The 17,621-nt window shown below is 72.1% G+C and carries 16 protein-coding genes; 9 read left to right on the top strand and 7 right to left on the bottom strand.

The features are described from left to right. Positions 1–62 precede the first annotated feature (62 nt). Complete coding sequence (rarD, locus tag ABZT03_RS04595; RefSeq protein ID WP_356033666.1) at positions 63–1,064, bottom strand: EamA family transporter RarD; 1,002 nt, start codon at positions 1,062–1,064, stop codon at positions 63–65. 180 nt (positions 1,065–1,244) lie between these two features. Then, complete coding sequence (locus tag ABZT03_RS04590; protein WP_356033403.1) at positions 1,245–2,099, bottom strand: SDR family oxidoreductase; 855 nt, start codon at positions 2,097–2,099, stop codon at positions 1,245–1,247. An 89-nt stretch (positions 2,100–2,188) separates the two neighbouring features. On the opposite strand from ABZT03_RS04590, the gene ABZT03_RS04585 reads away from it, so the two are divergent. After that, complete coding sequence (locus ABZT03_RS04585) at positions 2,189–2,605, top strand: helix-turn-helix domain-containing protein (RefSeq protein ID WP_356033400.1); 417 nt, start codon at positions 2,189–2,191, stop codon at positions 2,603–2,605. 76 nt (positions 2,606–2,681) lie between these two features. Here ABZT03_RS04585 and ABZT03_RS04580 read toward each other — a convergent pair whose 3' ends face one another. From ABZT03_RS04580 to ABZT03_RS04560, 5 genes are all read right to left on the bottom strand, one after another. Next, positions 2,682–3,761 carry a 2-oxoacid:ferredoxin oxidoreductase subunit beta gene (locus tag ABZT03_RS04580; RefSeq protein ID WP_356033398.1) on the bottom strand — a complete coding sequence of 360 codons (1,080 nt, stop codon included), beginning with the start codon at positions 3,759–3,761 and terminating at the stop codon, positions 2,682–2,684. Then, positions 3,754–5,682 (bottom strand): 2-oxoacid:acceptor oxidoreductase subunit alpha, encoded by a 1,929-nt coding sequence (locus ABZT03_RS04575; protein ID WP_356033395.1) that lies wholly within the window; start codon positions 5,680–5,682, stop codon positions 3,754–3,756. Before ABZT03_RS04575 ends, ABZT03_RS04580 begins: the two co-directional genes overlap by 8 nt. Positions 5,683–6,153: 471 nt before the next feature. Next, the gene (locus tag ABZT03_RS04570) at positions 6,154–6,813 is read right to left on the bottom strand and encodes a response regulator transcription factor (RefSeq protein ID WP_356033664.1); all 660 of its coding nucleotides are present in this window, start codon (positions 6,811–6,813) and stop codon (positions 6,154–6,156) included. Between the two features lie 426 nt (positions 6,814–7,239). Then, complete coding sequence (locus ABZT03_RS04565; RefSeq protein ID WP_356033392.1) at positions 7,240–8,634, bottom strand: sensor domain-containing protein; 1,395 nt, start codon at positions 8,632–8,634, stop codon at positions 7,240–7,242. Between the two features lie 150 nt (positions 8,635–8,784). Next, positions 8,785–10,101, bottom strand: a complete 1,317-nt coding sequence (locus tag ABZT03_RS04560) for a sensor domain-containing protein (protein WP_356033389.1) — start codon at positions 10,099–10,101, stop codon at positions 8,785–8,787. 336 nt (positions 10,102–10,437) lie between these two features. Between ABZT03_RS04560 and ABZT03_RS04555 the strand changes: the two genes are divergently transcribed. Genes ABZT03_RS04555 through ABZT03_RS04520 form a run of 8 tightly spaced genes read left to right on the top strand, consistent with a single transcriptional unit; the run spans position 10,438 to position 17,615 of the window. Continuing rightward, on the top strand, positions 10,438–10,833 hold the full coding sequence (locus tag ABZT03_RS04555) for an NADH-quinone oxidoreductase subunit A (protein WP_356033386.1): 396 nt from the start codon (positions 10,438–10,440) through the stop codon (positions 10,831–10,833). Beyond that, positions 10,824–11,537 carry an NADH-quinone oxidoreductase subunit B family protein gene (locus tag ABZT03_RS04550; protein ID WP_356033384.1) on the top strand — a complete coding sequence of 238 codons (714 nt, stop codon included), beginning with the start codon at positions 10,824–10,826 and terminating at the stop codon, positions 11,535–11,537. The genes ABZT03_RS04555 and ABZT03_RS04550 overlap by 10 nt, the downstream gene beginning before the upstream one ends. After that, entirely contained in the window at positions 11,534–12,913 is a 1,380-nt protein-coding gene (locus ABZT03_RS04545) for an NADH-quinone oxidoreductase subunit C (RefSeq protein WP_356033381.1), read from the top strand. Before ABZT03_RS04550 ends, ABZT03_RS04545 begins: the two co-directional genes overlap by 4 nt. Next, positions 12,910–13,878 (top strand): complex I subunit 1 family protein, encoded by a 969-nt coding sequence (locus ABZT03_RS04540; RefSeq protein ID WP_356033379.1) that lies wholly within the window; start codon positions 12,910–12,912, stop codon positions 13,876–13,878. The genes ABZT03_RS04545 and ABZT03_RS04540 overlap by 4 nt, the downstream gene beginning before the upstream one ends. Continuing rightward, positions 13,878–14,546 carry an NADH-quinone oxidoreductase subunit I gene (locus ABZT03_RS04535; protein ID WP_356033376.1) on the top strand — a complete coding sequence of 223 codons (669 nt, stop codon included), beginning with the start codon at positions 13,878–13,880 and terminating at the stop codon, positions 14,544–14,546. The genes ABZT03_RS04540 and ABZT03_RS04535 overlap by 1 nt, the downstream gene beginning before the upstream one ends. Beyond that, entirely contained in the window at positions 14,543–15,235 is a 693-nt protein-coding gene (locus ABZT03_RS04530; protein ID WP_356033374.1) for an NADH-quinone oxidoreductase subunit J, read from the top strand. The genes ABZT03_RS04535 and ABZT03_RS04530 overlap by 4 nt, the downstream gene beginning before the upstream one ends. Continuing rightward, positions 15,235–15,624 carry an NADH-quinone oxidoreductase subunit NuoK gene (gene nuoK, locus ABZT03_RS04525; protein ID WP_356033371.1) on the top strand — a complete coding sequence of 130 codons (390 nt, stop codon included), beginning with the start codon at positions 15,235–15,237 and terminating at the stop codon, positions 15,622–15,624. The genes ABZT03_RS04530 and nuoK overlap by 1 nt, the downstream gene beginning before the upstream one ends. Then, a complete protein-coding gene (locus tag ABZT03_RS04520; protein ID WP_356033369.1) occupies positions 15,621–17,615 on the top strand; it encodes an NADH-quinone oxidoreductase subunit L in 1,995 nt (664 codons plus the stop codon). The genes nuoK and ABZT03_RS04520 overlap by 4 nt, the downstream gene beginning before the upstream one ends. Positions 17,616–17,621: the final 6 nt, after the last annotated feature.

Genomic DNA, 17,621 nt, shown 5'->3' with positions numbered 1-17,621 from the left:
GGTAGCCGGGGCCGGGCTCCCGGCCGCCGGACGTCGGCCGGACCGGCGTCCCCGCCGTGGTGTCAGGCGTCCACGCCGGGACCGGGGGCTGTCCCCGCACCGGCGCCCGTACTCGCGGCCGCGTCGGCGATGAGTGGTACCGGGGCCGGCAACGCCGTGCCGAAGGCCGCCCGTGCCCTCCGCGCGGAGCGCCACGCGTCGGCGGTCAGGAGTGCCAGGGCCAGCCAGACCAGCGCGAAGCCGGCCCACCGCTCGGCCGGCATCGCCTCGTGGAAGTAGAGGACGCCGAGGAGGAACTGGAAGACCGGCGCCAGGTACTGCAACAGCCCCAGCGTGGACAGGGGCACGCGGATCGCGGCCGCGCCGAAGCAGACGAGGGGGAGCGCGGTGACGACGCCGGTCGCGGCGAGCAGCGCCGCATGCCCAGGGCCCTCACCGGTGAACGTGGCGTCCCCGTGCGCGGACAGCCACAGCAGATAGCCGAGCGCGGGCAGGAACTGGATCGCGGTCTCCGCGGCCAGCGACTCGACGCCCCCGAGGTCGACCTTCTTCTTCACCAGGCCGTAGGTGGCGAAGGAGAACGCGAGGGTGAGCGAGATCCACGGCGGCTGCCCGTAGCCGATGGTCAGCACGAGGACCGCGGTGAAACCGACCCCGACCGCCACCCACTGCACGGGCCGCAGCCGTTCCTTCAGCAGCAGCACGCCCATCGCGATGGTGACCAGGGGGTTGATGAAGTAGCCGAGCGAGGCCTCGACCACGTGACCCGAGTTCACAGCCCAAATGTAGACGCCCCAGTTCACGGTGATGACGGCCGCCGCCACGGTGACCAGCGCGAGTCTGCGCGGCTGCCGCAGCAGCTCGCCGGCCCAGGCCCAGCGCCGTACGAAGACCAGGGCCAGCGCGACGAACGCGAGGGACCACACCATTCGGTGGGCGAGGATCTCCATCGCCCCGGCGGGCTTCAGCAGCGGCCAGAAGAGGGGGACGAGACCCCACATCCCGTACGCGGCGAAACCGTTCAGCAGACCTGTGCGCCGCTCGCCCGTCGCCTTGCCGGTCACGGGGCCCTCCTCACTCACCAGGCTGCTCCTGTGCAGCCAGCAAGAAGGTAACGCCGAGAGCCCCCGCCTGTCATGCCCGTATCGCCATACGGTCATGACAGGCGGGGGGTGACGCGCTCAGGGGCGCGGCCGGGAGGCCGGTACGGGGGAGTCCGGCGCGGCGACCCGGCGCGGGGGAGTTCAGCCCTTGAGCGCCGCCGCGACGGACTCGGCGATCGGTGTGGTCGGGCGCCCGGTCAGCCGGGACAGGTCCCCGGTGACGGCGGCCAGCTCGCCCTTCTCGATGGACGCGTCCACGCCCGCCAGGATCACGGCCAGCGGCTCGGGCAGTCCGGCGCCGGTCAGGATGCCGACGTAGGCGTCGACGGGGACCGCGTTGTAGACGATCTCCCTGCCGGTCTGCCGGCTCAGCTCGGCCGCGTACTCCGCGAAGCCCCAGGCGGTGTCGCCGCCCAGCTCGTACGTCTTGTTCTCGTGGCCCTCGCCGGCCAGCACCGCGGCGGCCGCCGCCGCGTAGTCGGCGCGGGAGGCGGAGGCGATGAGGCCGTCACCGGCGGCCTGGACGACCGCGCCGTACTGGAGGACGGGGGCGAGGTTCTCGGTGTAGTTCTCGTTGTACCAGCCGTTGCGCAGCAGCGTGTACGGGACGCCGGAGGCCACGATCGCCTCCTCGGTGCCCCGGTGGTCGTCGGCGAGTGCGGCGGTCAGGGTGCCGGGGGCGCTGGTGTAGGCGAGGAGCGCGACCCCGGCGGCCCGGGCGGCGTCGAGGACGACCTTGTGCTGGCCGACCCGGCCCTTGTCGAACTCGTTGCCCGATATCAGCAGGACCTTGTCGCCGGCCGAGAAGAGGCCCTGGAAGGTCTCGGGAGCGTTGTAGTCGGCGACCGCGAGCCGCACGCCCCGGGCGGCGAGGCCGGCCGCCTTCGACTCGTCGCGCACGACGGCCGTGATCTGCTCCGCAGGGACCCTCTCCAGCAGCTCCTCCACGACGAGGCGCCCGAGGTGGCCGGTGGCTCCGGTGACAACAATGCTCATGATCAGAACTCCTTGTGGGGTGCGGTGTCGCTAACCCTAGGGTATGCGCTAACTCTCGGAAAGTACCCACTTTGAAGTAAGGTACTTGCATGACAGTAAGCAGCGACACGCAGCCCCCGAAGCCCCTCGGCCCGTACGCCACCGGCGAGGCGATGTGCCCCCACCGGCTGGTCCTGGAGCACGTGACGTCCCGCTGGGGCGTCCTGGTGCTGATCGAGCTGCTGGAGCGCTCCCACCGCTTCAGCGAGCTGCGCCGGGCCATCGGCCGGGTCAGCGAGAAGATGCTGACCCAGACCCTCCAGACCCTGGAGCGCGACGGCCTCGTGCACCGCGACGCCAAGCCGGTGATCCCGCCACGGGTCGACTACTCGCTCACCGACCTGGGCCGCGAGGCGGCGCGGCAGGTACGGGACCTGGCCCTGTGGACGCACGAGCGGATGGCCGACGTCGAGAAGTCCCGCCAGGCATACGACGAGGCCCGGGAGCGCGCCTCCCGGGCCTCGTGAACTCCGCCGGACCCGGCCGGCGGCTGCCGCCGTCGCGCCGGTGACCAGCCGACGGCGGACGCCGTCGCGCCCCTGATCAGCCGACGACCGTCCAGGTGTCCCCGCCCGCCAGCAGTGCGGCCAGATCGCCCTTGCCGTACTGCTCGACGGCCGCGTCCAGCTGCTCGGTCATCTGCGTGTCGTAGACAGGCCGTTCCACGGACCGCAGCACACCGATCGGCGTGTGGTGCAGGGTGTCCGGGTCGGCCAGCCGCGACAGCGCGAACGCCGTGGTCGGGGAGGCCGCGTGCGCGTCGTGCACGAGGATCTGCTTCTCGTTCTCCGGTGTCACCGTGACCACCCGGAGGTCACCGGTCACCGCGTCCCGTACGACCCCGCGCGCCGCGTTCGCCCCGAAGCGGATCGGCTGCCCGTGCTCCAGGCGGATCACCGCCTCCTCGGCCTGCTGCCGGTCCTTGAGCGCGTCGAAGGCGCCGTCGTTGAAGATGTTGCAGTTCTGGTAGATCTCGATCAGCGCGGTGCCGGGGTGGGCGGCCGCCTGCCGCAGCACCTCCGTCAGGTGCTTGCGGTCGGAGTCCACCGTGCGGGCCACGAAGGACGCCTCCGCGCCGATCGCCAGCGACACCGGGTTGAAGGGCGCGTCGAGCGAGCCCATCGGCGTCGACTTGGTGATCTTGCCGACCTCGGAGGTGGGGGAGTACTGGCCCTTCGTGAGGCCGTAGATCCGGTTGTTGAACAGCAGGATCTTGAGGTTCACGTTCCGCCGCAGGGCGTGGATCAGGTGGTTGCCGCCGATCGACAGCGCGTCGCCGTCACCGGTGACCACCCACACGCTCAGGTCCCGCCGGCTGGTGGCGAGCCCGGTCGCGATCGCCGGCGCGCGGCCGTGGATGGAGTGCATGCCGTACGTGTTCATGTAGTACGGGAAGCGGGAGGAGCAGCCGATGCCGGAGACGAAGACGATGTTCTCCTTCGCCAGCCCCAGCTCCGGCATGAACCCCTGGACCGCCGCGAGGATCGCGTAGTCGCCGCAGCCGGGGCACCAGCGCACCTCCTGGTCGGACTTGAAGTCCTTCATGGACTGCACGGCCTCGGCCTTGGGCACCAGGCTGAGCGCCTCGATCCCGCCCGCGGCCGGTGTGGACGTCTCAGCCATCGATGGCCTCCTTGAGAGCCGTGGCGAGCTGTTCGGCCTTGAACGGCATGCCGTTGACCTGGTTGTAGGAGTGCGCGTCGACCAGGTACTTCGCCCGGACCAGGGTGGCGAGCTGGCCGAGGTTCATCTCGGGGATCACGACCTTGTCGTAGCGCCCGAGGACGCTGCCGAGGTTCTTCGGGAACGGGTTGAGGTGGCGCAGATGGGCCTGCGCGATCGACTCGCCGGCCGTCCGCAGCCGCCGTACCGCCGCCGTGATCGGACCGTACGTCGAGCCCCAGCCCAGGACCAGGGTGCGGGCCCCGTGCGGGTCGTCGACCGCCAGGTCGGGCACGTCGATGCCGTCGATCTTCGCCTGGCGGATGCGGACCATGAAGTCGTGGTTGGCGGGGGCGTAGGAGATGTTGCCCGTGCCGTCCTCCTTCTCGATCCCGCCGATCCGGTGCTCCAGGCCCGGCGTGCCCGGGACCGCCCACGGCCGGGCCAGCGTCAGCGGATCACGCTTGTACGGCCAGAAGACCTCGCTGCCGTCCTCCAGGGTGTGGTTGGGTCCCTGGGCGAACTGCACGCGCAGGTCCGGGAGTTCGTCGACCTCCGGGATGCGCCAGGGCTCCGAGCCGTTGGCCAGGTAACCGTCGGACAGCAGCATGACCGGGGTGCGGTACGTCAGCGCGATCCGTGCCGCCTCCACGGCCGCGTCGAAGCAGTCGGCCGGCGTGCACGGCGCCACGATCGGCACCGGCGCCTCGCCGTTGCGGCCGAACATCGCCTGCAGCAGGTCCGCCTGCTCCGTCTTGGTCGGCAGGCCGGTGGACGGCCCGCCGCGCTGGATGTCGATCACCAGCAGCGGCAGTTCGAGGGAGACCGCGAGCCCGATGGTCTCCGACTTCAGCGCCACCCCCGGGCCGCTGGTGGTGGTCACCGCCAGCGAGCCGCCGAACGCGGCGCCCAGCGCCGCGCCGATCCCCGCGATCTCGTCCTCGGCCTGGAAGGTACGCACGCCGAAGTTCTTGTGCCGGCTCAGCTCGTGCAGGATGTCCGAGGCCGGCGTGATCGGGTACGAGCCGAGGAACAGCGGCAGGTCCGCCTGCCGGGACGCGGCGACCAGCCCGTAGGACAGGGCCAGGTTCCCGGAGATGTTGCGGTAGGTGCCGACCGGGAAGGCCTTCGTCGCCGGGGCGATCTCGTAGGAGACCGCGAAGTCCTCCGTCGTCTCCCCGAAGTTCCAGCCCGCGCGGAACGCGGCGAGGTTCGCGGCGGCGATGTCGGGCTTCTTCGCGAACTTGCGCCGCAGGAATCTCTCGGTGCCCTCGGTCGGCCGGTGGTACATCCATGACAAGAGGCCGAGCGCGAACATGTTCTTGCTGCGCTCGGCCTCTTTACGGGTGAGGTCGAATTCCTTGAGTGCCTCGACGGTCAGGGTGGTCAGGGGGACCGGGTGGAGGTGGTAACCGTCGAGGGAGCCGTCCTCCAGCGGCGAGGCCGCGTACCCCACCTTCTGCATCGCCCGCTTGGTGAACTCGTCCGTGTTGAGGATGATCTCCGCGCCCCGCGGCACGTCGGCGATGTTCGCCTTCAGGGCAGCCGGGTTCATGGCGACCAGCACATTGGGCGCATCACCCGGCGTGAGGATGTCGTGGTCGGCGAAGTGGAGCTGGAAGGAGGACACGCCCGGCAGAGTGCCCGCAGGGGCCCGGATCTCGGCCGGGAAGTTCGGCAGGGTGGACAGGTCGTTACCGAAGGACGCCGTCTCCGAGGTGAAGCGGTCACCGGTGAGCTGCATCCCGTCACCGGAGTCGCCCGCGAAACGAATGATCACCCGGTCGAGGCGGCGGACGTCCTTCGTGCCGGCCTCTTTGCGCTGCTCTCCTATGACGGTTCCGTCTGCCTGCTCCGCTGGGCTACTGACCTGGCTGGTCACTGAACTGGACCTCCCTCGAGGCGGCTGTCTGGGAGCGGCCTTCCCGCAGGCCCTCCCAGGATCAACCCTACGTCCGTAAGGGTCCCCTTCCCGGGGTCATTCGCATGATGGACCCACGGGGGAGGCGGCCGATCACCCTGACTTGTCAGGATTTGCCTCCCCATCGGTACGTGGGGGAGGACGCCCCGGGCGTGTCGCGCGGTTCTCGGGGCCGGCGGGATCGAGGAGGAATCGAGGGCGGGTCCAGAACGGATCGGGGTGCGGACGGTGCGGCCCGCAGGCGGGACCCAGCTGGTTTCCGGCGGGCGGGATCGAGGTGGTTCCGGCGGGCGGGACCCTGCTGGTTCCGGTGGGCGGGATCGAGGTGGTTCCGGTGGGCGGGGCCCAGGTGGTTCCGGCGGGCGGGCCGGGGGTTTCCGGCAGGCAGGTGGCCTCAGGTGGTCCCCCGCGGTTCCGGCCGGCGGGCCGCCGTCAGGAGTTCAGGTAGGTGAGCACCGCCAGCACGCGCCGGTGGTCCCCGTCGCTCGGGGACAGCCCGAGCTTCAGGAAGATGTTGCTGACGTGCTTCTCGACCGCGCCGTCGCTCACCACCAGCTGCCGCGCCACCGCCGAGTTCGTCCGCCCCTCCGCCATCAGCCCCAGGACCTCCCGCTCCCTCGGGGTGAGTCCCGCGAGCACGTCCTGCTTACGGCTGCGGCCGAGCAGCTGCGCGACCACCTCCGGGTCCAGGGCCGTACCGCCCTGCGCCACCCGCACCACCGCGTCCACGAACTCGCGCACCTCGGCCACCCGGTCCTTGAGCAGATAGCCGACGCCGCGACTGGAACCGGCCAGCAGCTCGGTGGCGTAACGCTCCTCCACGTACTGCGACAGCACCAGCACCCCGAGCCCCGGATGCGCCTTGCGCAACTGCACCGCCGCCCGCACCCCTTCGTCGGTGTGCGTCGGCGGCATCCGTACGTCGGCGACCACGACGTCCGGCAACTCGCCCTGCGCGTCCAGCTCCGTGATCGTCTTGACCAGCGCGTCCCCGTCGCCGACACCCGCGACGACGTCGTGCCCGCGGTCCGTCAGCAACCGGGTCAGGCCCTCCCTCAGCAGCACCGAATCCTCGGCGATGACCACCCGCACCCTGTCCTCCACGACTTTCGGCCCCCCACAGCCAGACTCCGGGGGTCCCGGAACACCTCTGTCCCGGACCGCCCGCACGACTGGTCCAGCATTCCAGCATTCGGAACCGGCCGCGCCCGCGCGGCGGGAATCGGCCCCCGCCCGGTCGGTTTCGGCCGCCGGACGGCTGGTTGTCGATCACGGGGGCCGCACGGGAGGGGGCGGGTGCGGCGGATCCGGGGCCGGGGCGCGCTCGGTGGGTCGGGGCGGAGGCGGGCCTGGGCTCGGGTCCGGATTCGGTCCAGGTCCGGGCGCGGCGCGGCGCGGCGCGGCTGCGGGGCCGATCAGAGTGATCGACCCCGCAGCCTCCGCCTTCGCGCCGGCGCCCGCGACCGGCGCCACCCAGACCCTGCCCGCCGCGCTCGCCGGCCGGGGGGCGAGTGCCGGTCACCGCCGCCAGGGCAGCTCCGCCGTGATCCTGGTCGGCCCCCCGGCGGGCGAGTCCACCACCAGGATGCCGTCGACCGCGTCCAGACGTCCGGCCAGTCCCGCAAGTCCGGACCCGCCGGACGCGTCCGCGCCACCCTGGCCGTCGTCCTCGACCTGCAGCATCAGCCGGTCCTCGACCCGCCACACGTCGACCGACGCCGACCCCGCCCCGCTGTGCTTGCTGACGTTCTGCAGCAACTCCGACACCGTGAAGTACGCGATGCCCTCGATCGCCGCCGCCGGGCGTTCCGTGAGGTCCACCTCCACCCGCACCGGCACCGTGCAGCGCGAGGCGACCGAGGACAGGGCGGCGTCGAGGCCGCGGTCCGTCAGCACGGCGGGATGGATGCCCCGGGCCAGATCCCGCAGCTCCTGCAACGCCGTCTTCACCTCGCCGTGCGCCTCGCCCACCATCCGCGCCGCCGCCTGCGGGTCCTCCGTCAGCTTCTCCTTCGCCAGCCCCAGGTCCATGGCCAGCGCCACCAGCCGGGCCTGTGCCCCGTCGTGCAGGTCGCGCTCGATGCGCCGCAGGTCGGCCGCAGCCGTGTCGACCACCACGCCCCGGTCCGACTCCAGTTCCACCACCCGCGCCGACAGCCGCGTCGGCCCCAGCAGCCCGTGCACCATCAGCCGGTCCACCGTCGTCAGCGCCCGCACGATCCACGGCGAGGCCAGCGTGAACAGCAGTCCCACCAGGGCGGTCACCCCGATCTCGAACGGGTTGTCGAGGAAGACGCTGTGCTGCTCGTCGCCGTACAGCTGGAGGCCGCCCTGTCCGCCGTACATCGGGAACAGCCAGAACCACAGCGGATACGTCAGCAGCGCCCAGCCGTACACCCAGAAGATCACCGCGACGGCGAAGGAGAACACCGCCCACGGGAACTGGAGCACCGCGTACAGCACGGTCCGCCACGAGGTGCCGCTCTTGAGGACGGCTCCCATCCAGCCCAGCGCGCCGTTCCGCCTCGCCCGCAGCGGCTCCGGGTCGGCCACCTCCAGGCCCAGCAGCCCGCGCGCCCTGGCCCGCTCCAGCGCGCCGAGGCCCCGGCAGCCGGCCAGCCCCGCCGCGAGCACCGGTATCCCGAGGAACGTCACCAGCAGACCCGCACCGACGGACACCATCGTGACGGCGTACGTGAACATCAGGATGCCGACCGGCAGGCCCAGCAGCACATAGGCGAACTCCCGCAGGCTGCGCGCCTCGACCGGTGCCCGCAGCCCGGCCGGCAGCCTGCCGCGGCGCCCCCCGTCCGCGTGGCCCTGACCGAAGCCCGGCCCGAAGTCCCGCTGGTGGTCCTGGCCGTAGTCCGGGCCCAAGCCCTGTCCGTAGCCGTGTCCGTACTCGGTGGCCATCGACGTCGTCCGTTCTGCTCGTCCCGGGTGCCCGCTCGTCCGCGGCCGTCCTGTCCCTGTCGTACCTCCAGCCTGCTGGACCGCGGGTCGACGGACCATGGAGTCCGTCGGCCTCTCGGGCGGGGGGTTTTCCCCACCCCCGGAGCCCGACTACCGCCCGCGCGCGCCCTCGTCGCCCCGGTCGCGCCAGGGCAGCTCCGCGGTCACCGTCGTCGGGCCGCCCGGCGGCGAGTCGACGACGAACAGCCCGTCGACCGCGCCCAGCCGGTCCGCCAGGCCCCGCATCCCCGTACCGCCGTCCAGCCGCGCACCGCCCCGGCCGTCGTCCCACACCTGGAGGAGCAGCCGCTCCTCCGTCCGCCACACGTCGACCGACGCCGACCTCGCCCCGCTGTGCTTGCTGACGTTCTGCAGCAGCTCCGAGACGGTGAAGTACGCGATGCCCTCGATGGCCGCGGCCGGCCGCGCGTCCAGGTCCGCCGTCACCTTCACCGGCACCGTGCAGCGCGAGGCGACCGAGGACAGGGCGGCGTCGAGGCCGCGGTCCGTCAGTACGGCGGGATGGATGCCCCGGGCGAGATCCCGCAGCTCCTGGAGCGCGAGCTTCACCTCGCCGTGCGCCTCCTCGACCATCAGCGCCACCGTGTCGTCGGCCTGGCCCTCCAGCAGCTTCTCCTTCGCCAGACCGAGCCCCATCGCCAGGTTGACCAGCCGGGCCTGCGCCCCGTCGTGCAGATCACGCTCGATGCGCCGCAGGTCGGCGGCGGCCGTGTCGACCACGACACCCCGGTCCGACTCCAGCTCGGCGATCCGCCGCTCCAGCTCGTCGGAGGGCGACAGCAGGCCGCGCACCATCGCCCGGTCCGCGTTGGCGAGCCCCCGCGCGATGAACGGCAGCACCGGCCACAGCACGAACAGCGAGGTCAGGGTGATGGTGAAGGTGAGGATGCCCCAGGGCAGCCGCATGAAGTCGTAGAGCACCGTGCGCCAGCCCACCGGGTCCTTCAGCGCCATCCACAGCTTCGGCACAAACCCCCTGGTGCTGCCCAGGGGCAGAGGACTCGGCTCGTCCACCCGCACCCCGAGCAGCGCCCGGGCGCGTTTGCGCTCCAGCCTGCCCAGCAGCCGGGCGCCCATCAGGCCGGCCGCGAGCAGCGGGAACCCGATCACCGTGATCGTCAGCGACGCCCCGGTCACCAGCACCGTCATGACGTAGACGAATCCGAGCAGCGAGGCCGGGAGGTTCGCCAGGAGGTGGGCGATCTCCTTCCAGGTGTGCCGGTCGTAGGCGAAACGGGCGGGCGGCGGGCCCTCCTGGTGTCCGGGCGGCAGACGGGCGTCGTCGTCCAGGGGCGGCAGACGGCCGCTGCCCGTCGAGGGGAAGTCGTCGCTGTATGCGGACGGGAGGCGGTCGCTGTGCGCGGGCGGGAACGGGCCGCTGTCGGCGGACGGAAGGCGTTCGGTCATATGGGTCAGCGTGCCGCCTGACGGGCCCCCGCGCCATGAGGTGGGCCGCCGCGACGCCCTGGGGAAAACCCCACCCCGGCATGTCCATGCGTGACTGCCTGCTTACCGTCTCTTTAGCAGGCCCTAGACTCCCGTGCGTACAGATCGTCGACAAGCAGGTCACCGGGACGCACGGGAACCCGGTGACTGGGCACACGTCACAGGGCACGCGCCGCTGGGCACGCGTCACACGGCACGCGTCACAGGGCCCGCGCCGCTGGGCACGCGTCACAGGGCACAGCCGCAGGGCACCAGTCATACAAGTCGGGTCACTAGGTCAGGGAGCGAGGGACGGACGTGCCGGAACCGACCGTCGTCGTGGCGGCGGACTACTTCCAGTCCTACTCGGTCGTCGGACTGCTCGCCGTCGTCGGCGTGCTGTTCGTCGCCGTCGCCTTCGGAGCGGGGCGCCTGCTGCGGCCCGTCGTACCCACCCCCGAGAAACTCCTGACGTACGAGTGCGGGGTCGACCCCGTCGGCGAGGGCTGGGCCCACACCCAGGTCCGCTACTACGTCTACGCCTTCCTCTACGTCGTCTTCGCCGTCGACTCGATCTTCCTCTTCCCCTGGGCCACGGTCTTCGCCGCGCCCGGTTACGGCGCCGCCACCCTCGTCGAGATGTTCGTCTTCCTCGGCTTCCTGGCCGTCGGCCTGCTGTACGCCTACAAGAAGGGCGTCCTGGAATGGACGTGAACCCGGAAGCGGCCACCCCCGAGCCCGTGTACCTGCCGGAGCCCAAGCGGCTGGGCGCGCTCGCCCGCCTCGCCCCCGAGCCGATGAAGGTGGTCCTCAACTGGGGCCGCCGCTACTCGCTGTGGGTCTTCAACTTCGGTCTCGCCTGCTGCGCGATCGAGTTCATCGCCGCGTCCATGGCCCGCCACGACTTCATCCGCCTCGGCGTCATCCCGTTCGCGCCCGGCCCGCGCCAGGCCGACCTGATGGTCGTCTCCGGCACGGTCACCGACAAGATGGCGCCCGCCGTGAAGCGGCTGTACGAGCAGATGCCCGAACCGAAGTACGTCATCTCCTTCGGCGCCTGCTCCAACTGCGGCGGCCCCTACTGGGACTCGTACTCCGTCACCAAGGGCGTCGACCAGATCATCCCCGTGGACGTGTACGTCCCCGGCTGCCCGCCCCGGCCCGAGGCGCTCCTCCAGGGCATCCTGAAACTCCAGGAGAAGATCGCCCGCGAGTCGCTGGGGGAGCGGTACGCGTCCGGCACGGCCCGTCCCTCGACCGCCGCCCTCCAGAGCGGCCTCGTCAAGCCGCCGGCGGCGGGGCCCCGTTCGGCGGAGCTCCGTTCGGCGGAGTCCGGTGCGGCCGAGCCGCCGGCCGCAGACCCCGGTTCGATCGGGTCCGGTCCGGGCGGGTCCGGTCCGGAGGGGGACGCGCGATGACCACGACCGGCTGGCTCCCGGCCCCCACGGCCGACCTGTTCGGCGCCGAGGCCACCGCCGAGGAGTCGTACGAGGTCCTCACCGTCGACGTACCGCCCGCCGCCTGGACCACCGCGCTGCGCACCGCCCGCGACGAGCTGTCCTGCACCTACTTCGACTGGCTGAGCGCCGTCGACGAGCCCGGCACCGGATTCCGCGTCGCCGCCCACGTGGTCGCGCTGTCCCCGGTACGACGGCTCCTGCTGCGCACCACGGTCCCCCACGAGACGCCCGTCCTCGCCTCCGCCGTCGACGTCTACGCGGGCGCCGGCTGGCACGAACGCGAGACCCACGAAATGTTCGGCGTCGTCTTCGAGGGCCACCCCGCACTGGACCACCTCCTCCTCCCCGAGGGCTTCGAGGGGCACCCCCTGCGCAAGGACTTCGTCCTGGCCGCCCGCGTCGCCAAGGCATGGCCCGGCGCGAAGGAACCCGGCGAGTCCGAACACGGCGGGCCCAAGCGCCGCCAGATGCTTCCCCCGGGCGTCCCCGACCCCAACGAGTGGGGCCCCCTCAAGGGACAGCTCCCCCCGGCCCCGACCCGCCCCGCCCGCGCCACCACCCGCCCCACCGGCGAACGCCCCCCACGCCGAGCCCGCTCGGCCTCGGAGGGCTCGGCCAGCCAGTCGACGCCTGGCGCGACGGACACGGCGACTTCGGGGGCGGGGGCTTCGGTCACGCCGGGAGCGCCCGGTGCGCCGCGGCGTGCGCGTTCGGCTTCGCAGGGTTCGGCCAGCCAGTCGGCACCGCCTCCGACGACGGACGCGACGACTTCACCGACGGCCGATGCGCCAACCTCGCCTACGACGGGCGCGGCGACTTCACCGGCGGCCGAGGCACCGGCCTCGCCTACGACGGGCGCGGTGACTCCTCCGGCAACGGCTGCGACGACTTCGCCGGCCTCGGAGACGGGCTCGCCCACTGCCCCGCGCAGCGCGGACGCCCCCTGGCACCACGCCCGCCCGGCCCACACCGAACCGAAGCGGAGGACGGACTCGAAGCCGCGGACGGACTCGAAGGGGGAGACCGACTCGAAACCGGGGACGGACTCGAAGCCCGAGGCCGACTCGATGCCTGAGATTGGCCCGGAGCCTGAGGTTGGCCCGAAGCCCGAGGTCCAGCCGGAGTCGGAACCGGGGCCGGGGTCGGAACCGGGGCCGGCGTCGGAACCGAAGCCGGGGTCTGAGCCCGAACCGGGGTCTGCGCCGGAACCGGGCCCGGAGGCCGGTGACAAGCGGAGCCCTGGAGCCGAACCGGCGTCAGCACCCGGCCCCGCCCAGCCGCCCGCCCACACTCCCACTCCCGAAGACCCCGACCCCGCAGGAGGCCCGCAGTGAACGACGCTCTCGACGTCGCCCTGCGTCTCCTGATCGTCTTCGTCGTCTTCCTCACCTTCCCGTTGATCGTCGGTCAGACCGAGCACAAGGTGATGGCCCACATGCAGGGCCGCCTCGGCCCGATGTACGCGGGCGGCTTCCACGGCTGGGCCCAACTCGTCGCCGACGGCGTGAAGTTCGCGCAGAAGGAGGACGTCGTACCCGCGGACGCGGACCGCCGCGTCTTCCAGCTCGCCCCCGCCGTGGCCCTCCTCCCGTACCTCCTGGTCCTCCTCGCCATCCCCATCGGCCCGCAGGAGGGCGCCGTCGGCCAGGTCGTCGACGCCGGCATCTTCTTCGTGCTGGCCGTGATGGGCGTGGGCGTGCTCGGCTCGCTCATGGCCGGCTGGGCCTCCGCCAACAAGTTCTCCCTCCTCGGCGGCCTCCGCACCGCCGCACAGCTCCTCGCCTACGAACTCCCGATGCTCCTCGCCGCCGCCTCCGTCGCCATGGCGGCGGGCACGGTGTCGCTGCCCGGCATCCTCGACGCCTTCGAGTGGTGGTGGCTGCCCTGGCAGATCGTCGGCGCCCTCGTCTTCTTCGTCGCCGGCCTCGCCGAACTCCAGCGTCCCCCCTTCGACATGCCGGTCGCCGACTCGGAGATCATCTTCGGCGCCTACACCGAGTACACCGGCCTGCGTTTCGCCCTGTTCCTCCTCGCCGAGTACGCCGGGATCGTGGTCCTCTGCGGCCTGACCACCGTCCTCTTCCTGGGCGGCTGGCACGGCCCCTGGGGCGCCGACGGCCTCGGCTGGGTCTGGACCCTGCTGAAGACGGCCGTCCTCGCCTTCGTCGTCATCTGGCTGCGCGTCACCTACCCCCGGCTCCGCGAGGACCAGCTCCAGAAACTCTCCTGGACCCTCCTCGTCCCGCTGTCCCTCGCCCAGATCGCCCTCACCGGCATCGTCAAGGTGGTGATCTCCTAGTGGCCCCCCTCCCCGGCGCCGGCCTCGCCAAGGGCCTGGCCGTCACCCTCCGCACGATGACGAGGAAGACCGTCACCGAGCAGTACCCCGACGTCCAGCCCGACCTCCCGCCCCGCACCCGCGGCGTCATCGGCCTGTTCGAGGAGAACTGCACGGTCTGCATGCTGTGCGCCCGCGAGTGCCCGGACTGGTGCATCTACATCGACTCCCACAAGGAGACGGTGCCGCCCGCCGCACCCGGTGGCCGCGAACGCAGCCGCAACGTCCTCGACCGCTTCGCCATCGACTTCTCCCTGTGCATGTACTGCGGTATCTGCATCGAGGTCTGTCCTTTCGACGCCCTGTTCTGGTCCCCGGAGTTCGAGTACGCCGAGACCGACATCCGCGAACTCACCCACGAGCGCGACAAGCTCCGCGAGTGGATGTGGACGGTTCCGGCCCCGCCCGCCCTCGACCCCGGCGCGGAGGAACCGAAGGAGATCGCCGGCGCCCGCAAGGCCGCCGACAAGCTCGCCGCGGCCCAGGCCGACCCGACCGCACCGCCCGTACCCCCCACCGGCACCACTCCGCACGCCGACGAGCAGGCCCGCGCGGCCGAGTCGCCCACCCGGCCGACAGGTGACGCGAAGCAGCAGACCGACCAGCCGCGACAGGAGGACGGGGCATGACCCTCGCAGCCACCGCCGGCCACCTCGCCGCGGACACCGGCCACGGCTTCCTCTCCCCGACCGGCGTCGAGGTCGCCTTCCTCCTCGTCGGCCTGGCCACCTTCGGCGCCGCGCTCGTCACCGTCACCACCCGGCAACTGGTGCACGCCGCCCTGTGGCTGGTGGTCGCCCTCGGCGGTCTCGCCGTCGAATACCTCCTCCTCACCGCGGAGTTCATCGCCTGGGTACAGGTCCTCATCTACGTCGGTTCCGTCGTCGTGCTCCTCCTGTTCGGGCTGATGCTCACCAAGGCCCCCATCGGCCGCTCCCCGGACGCCGACTCCGCCAACCGCTGGGCCGCCCTCACCGTGGCCCTGGCCGCCGCTGCCGCCCTGGTCTGGGTCGTGGCCGACGCCTTCCGCACGACCTGGATCGACCTGGACGGCCCCGCCGCCGGCTCCACCGAGGTCACCGGGGCGAGCCTCTTCCAGAACTGGGTCCTCCCCTTCGAGGCACTCTCCGTCCTCCTCCTCGCCGCCCTGGTCGGCGCGATCGTCCTGTCCCGCAAGGCCGACAGGGACGCCGCGCCCCCCACCTCCGTTCCGGGCGCCCGCACCCCCGGGCCTCCGGCCGCGCCCCGGACCGGCCCCACCGAGCGGACCTCCCCTCCCGACGGGACAGGCAACGCCGACAACGAAGAGGCACGCTGATGCACCTCGTCTATCCCGCCGTGCTCGCCGCCCTTCTGTTCTGCACCGGCCTGTACGGCGTCCTCGCCCGCCGCAACGCGATCCTGGTCCTGATGTCGGTCGAGCTGATGCTCAACGCCGTCAACCTGAACCTCGTCGCCTTCGACGTCTGGCTCAGCAAGGCCGCCGAGGAGACCCTGCACTCCGGTCAGGCGCTGACGCTGTTCACCATCGCCATCGCCGCCGCGGAGATCGGCATCGGCCTGGCGATCGTCCTCGCCGTCCACCGCGCCCGCGGCACCGCGGACATCGACCGGCTCCGCGAAACCGCCGAGGGCCACGAGTCGGACGCGGCCGACGGCGACGCCGAGACCGGGACGACCGCCGAGAAGGCCGAGGCCGCCGCGTGACCACGACCACCCTCGCCGTCCTCGTCCCCTTCCTGCCTTTCCTGGGCGCCGCGGCCGGCCTGCTGCTGGGCCGCGCGGCGCCTGGCTTCGTCCGCCCCCTGGCCGTCCTGCCGACCCTCGGGGCGTTGGCCCTGGCCGTGGTCGTCGCCCTACGGCAGGGCGGTGACCAGGCCATCGACTCCGCGACCGAACTCACGCCCACCGGTTCGGTCCCGATCGAACTCGCCCTGCACATCGACGGCTTCGCCGCCCTCGTCGCCGTCGTGGTCGGGTTCGTCGCCACCTGCGTGCAGATCTACTCGACGGGCTACCTGCGCGACGACCCGCGCTACCCCTCGTACGCCGCTCTCGTCTCCCTCTTCACCTCCGCGATGCTGCTCGTCGTGTACTCCGGCGACCTGATCGTGCTGCTGGTCGGCTGGGAGATCATGGGCATCTGCTCGTACTTCCTGGTCGGCCACTACTGGGAGACCCCGGAGGCCCGCGCCGCCTCCATCAAGGCCTTCCTCGTCACCAAACTCGGCGACGTCCCCTTCCTCATCGGCCTGTTCGCCCTCGCCACCGACGCCGGCTCGTTCCGCATCACGAAGGTGCTGAGCACCGTCGCGAGCGGCGGCCTCGATCATCCGACGCTGATCGCCCTGCTGCTCCTGGCCGGCGTGGCGGGCAAGTCGGCGCAGTTCCCGCTGCACACCTGGCTGCCCGACGCGATGGCGGGCCCCACCCCTGTCTCCGCGCTGATCCACGCGGCGACCATGGTCGCCGCCGGCGTCTACTTCGTCGCCCGCCTCCTCCCCGTCTTCCAGGCCTCCTCCGCCGCGATGATCGTCCTCGCGGTCATGGCGGCGGTCACGATGGTCGGCTCGGGAGTCGCCGCGCTCGCCCAGGACGACATCAAGCGTGTCCTCGCCTACTCGACGATGGGCCAGCTCGGCTACATGACCGGCGCCCTCGCCGTCGGCGACCGTGGCGCCGCCGTCTTCCACCTCCTGTCCCACGGCGCCTTCAAGGCGCTGCTGTTCCTCGCCGCCGGCGTGATCATCCACGCCACCGGCACCAACTCGCTCGCCGCGATGTCCCGCATGCGCCACCTGGCCGACCGCGTCCCCGACGCCTACTGGACGATGACCGTGGCGCTCCTCGCACTCGCCGCGATCCCCCCGTTCAGCGGTTTCTTCTCCAAGGAGTCCGTCCTCGGGGCCGCCGAGCACGTGGCCACCGGACACACCGAGCAAGCGCCCGGCGCGGCCGGCTGGACGGTACTGGTCGCCGGTCTCGTCGCCGCCCTCCTCACGGCCGCCTACGCGACCCGTCTGTGGCTGCTCACCTTCCGCGGTCAGGGCACCGAGGCCCCCGACCACGGACGGCAGCCCCTCACCATGACCGTGGTGCTGTGGGTGCTCGCCGTCCCGTCCCTCGCCCTCGGCGGATTCGCCTACCGGACGCTCCCCGACTGGTTCGACGGCCGCGACCTGACCCCCACCCTCACCACCTCCGTCCTCGGCACAGGTGTCGCACTGATCGGCGGGATCGTCGTCTACGGAGCCTGGCGCCACACCCGTGCCACCGCGGCCCGCGTCCCCCTGGGCGCCGTCGCGGCCCACCCGGAGGGCGACGCGGGACTGGTCGAGGCCGAGGCCATCGCCAGCCACGAACCGGCCTACGGAGACGTGGCGTACGCCCCCGACCCGGCCGACCCCGGCCGCCTCCTGCTCGGCCCGCTGCACCGGCACGCGGCCGACGGCTTCCACCTGGACGCCGTGTACTCCACCGTCTTCGTCCGCCCGGTACAGGCCGCGGCGACTCTGGTCCGGTTCCTCGACCGGGAGGTCGTCGAGACCTACGTGCGCGGCGCGGGCGCCCTGCCCCGCTGGCTCGGCGCCGCCGTACGACGGGCCCAGACAGGCAATGTGCAGACCTATGTGAGCGCGCTGCTCGCCGGCACCGTCGTCCTCGCGGTCGCCGCCGTCCTCGTCGCCACGGGAGCGTGAGCAGGC

This window comes from Streptomyces sp. NPDC005574 (genome assembly GCF_040605435.1).
Taxonomy (GTDB): Bacteria; Actinomycetota; Actinomycetes; order Streptomycetales; family Streptomycetaceae; genus Streptomyces.
Note: the sequence above shows the minus strand (reverse complement) of the source record. Positions and strands in the feature narration are given on the sequence as shown.

Coding starts and splice junctions, on each gene's coding strand:
- nuoK (WP_356033371.1), top strand. CDS start 15,235: ATGCACCTCGTCTATCCCGCCGTGCTCGCCGCCCTTCTGTTCTGCACC.
- ABZT03_RS04560 (WP_356033389.1), bottom strand. CDS start 10,101: ATGACCGAACGCCTTCCGTCCGCCGACAGCGGCCCGTTCCCGCCCGCG.
- ABZT03_RS04565 (WP_356033392.1), bottom strand. CDS start 8,634: ATGGCCACCGAGTACGGACACGGCTACGGACAGGGCTTGGGCCCGGAC.
- ABZT03_RS04545 (WP_356033381.1), top strand. CDS start 11,534: ATGACCACGACCGGCTGGCTCCCGGCCCCCACGGCCGACCTGTTCGGC.
- ABZT03_RS04590 (WP_356033403.1), bottom strand. CDS start 2,099: ATGAGCATTGTTGTCACCGGAGCCACCGGCCACCTCGGGCGCCTCGTC.
- ABZT03_RS04580 (WP_356033398.1), bottom strand. CDS start 3,761: ATGGCTGAGACGTCCACACCGGCCGCGGGCGGGATCGAGGCGCTCAGC.
- ABZT03_RS04550 (WP_356033384.1), top strand. CDS start 10,824: ATGGACGTGAACCCGGAAGCGGCCACCCCCGAGCCCGTGTACCTGCCG.
- ABZT03_RS04585 (WP_356033400.1), top strand. CDS start 2,189: ATGACAGTAAGCAGCGACACGCAGCCCCCGAAGCCCCTCGGCCCGTAC.
- ABZT03_RS04530 (WP_356033374.1), top strand. CDS start 14,543: ATGACCCTCGCAGCCACCGCCGGCCACCTCGCCGCGGACACCGGCCAC.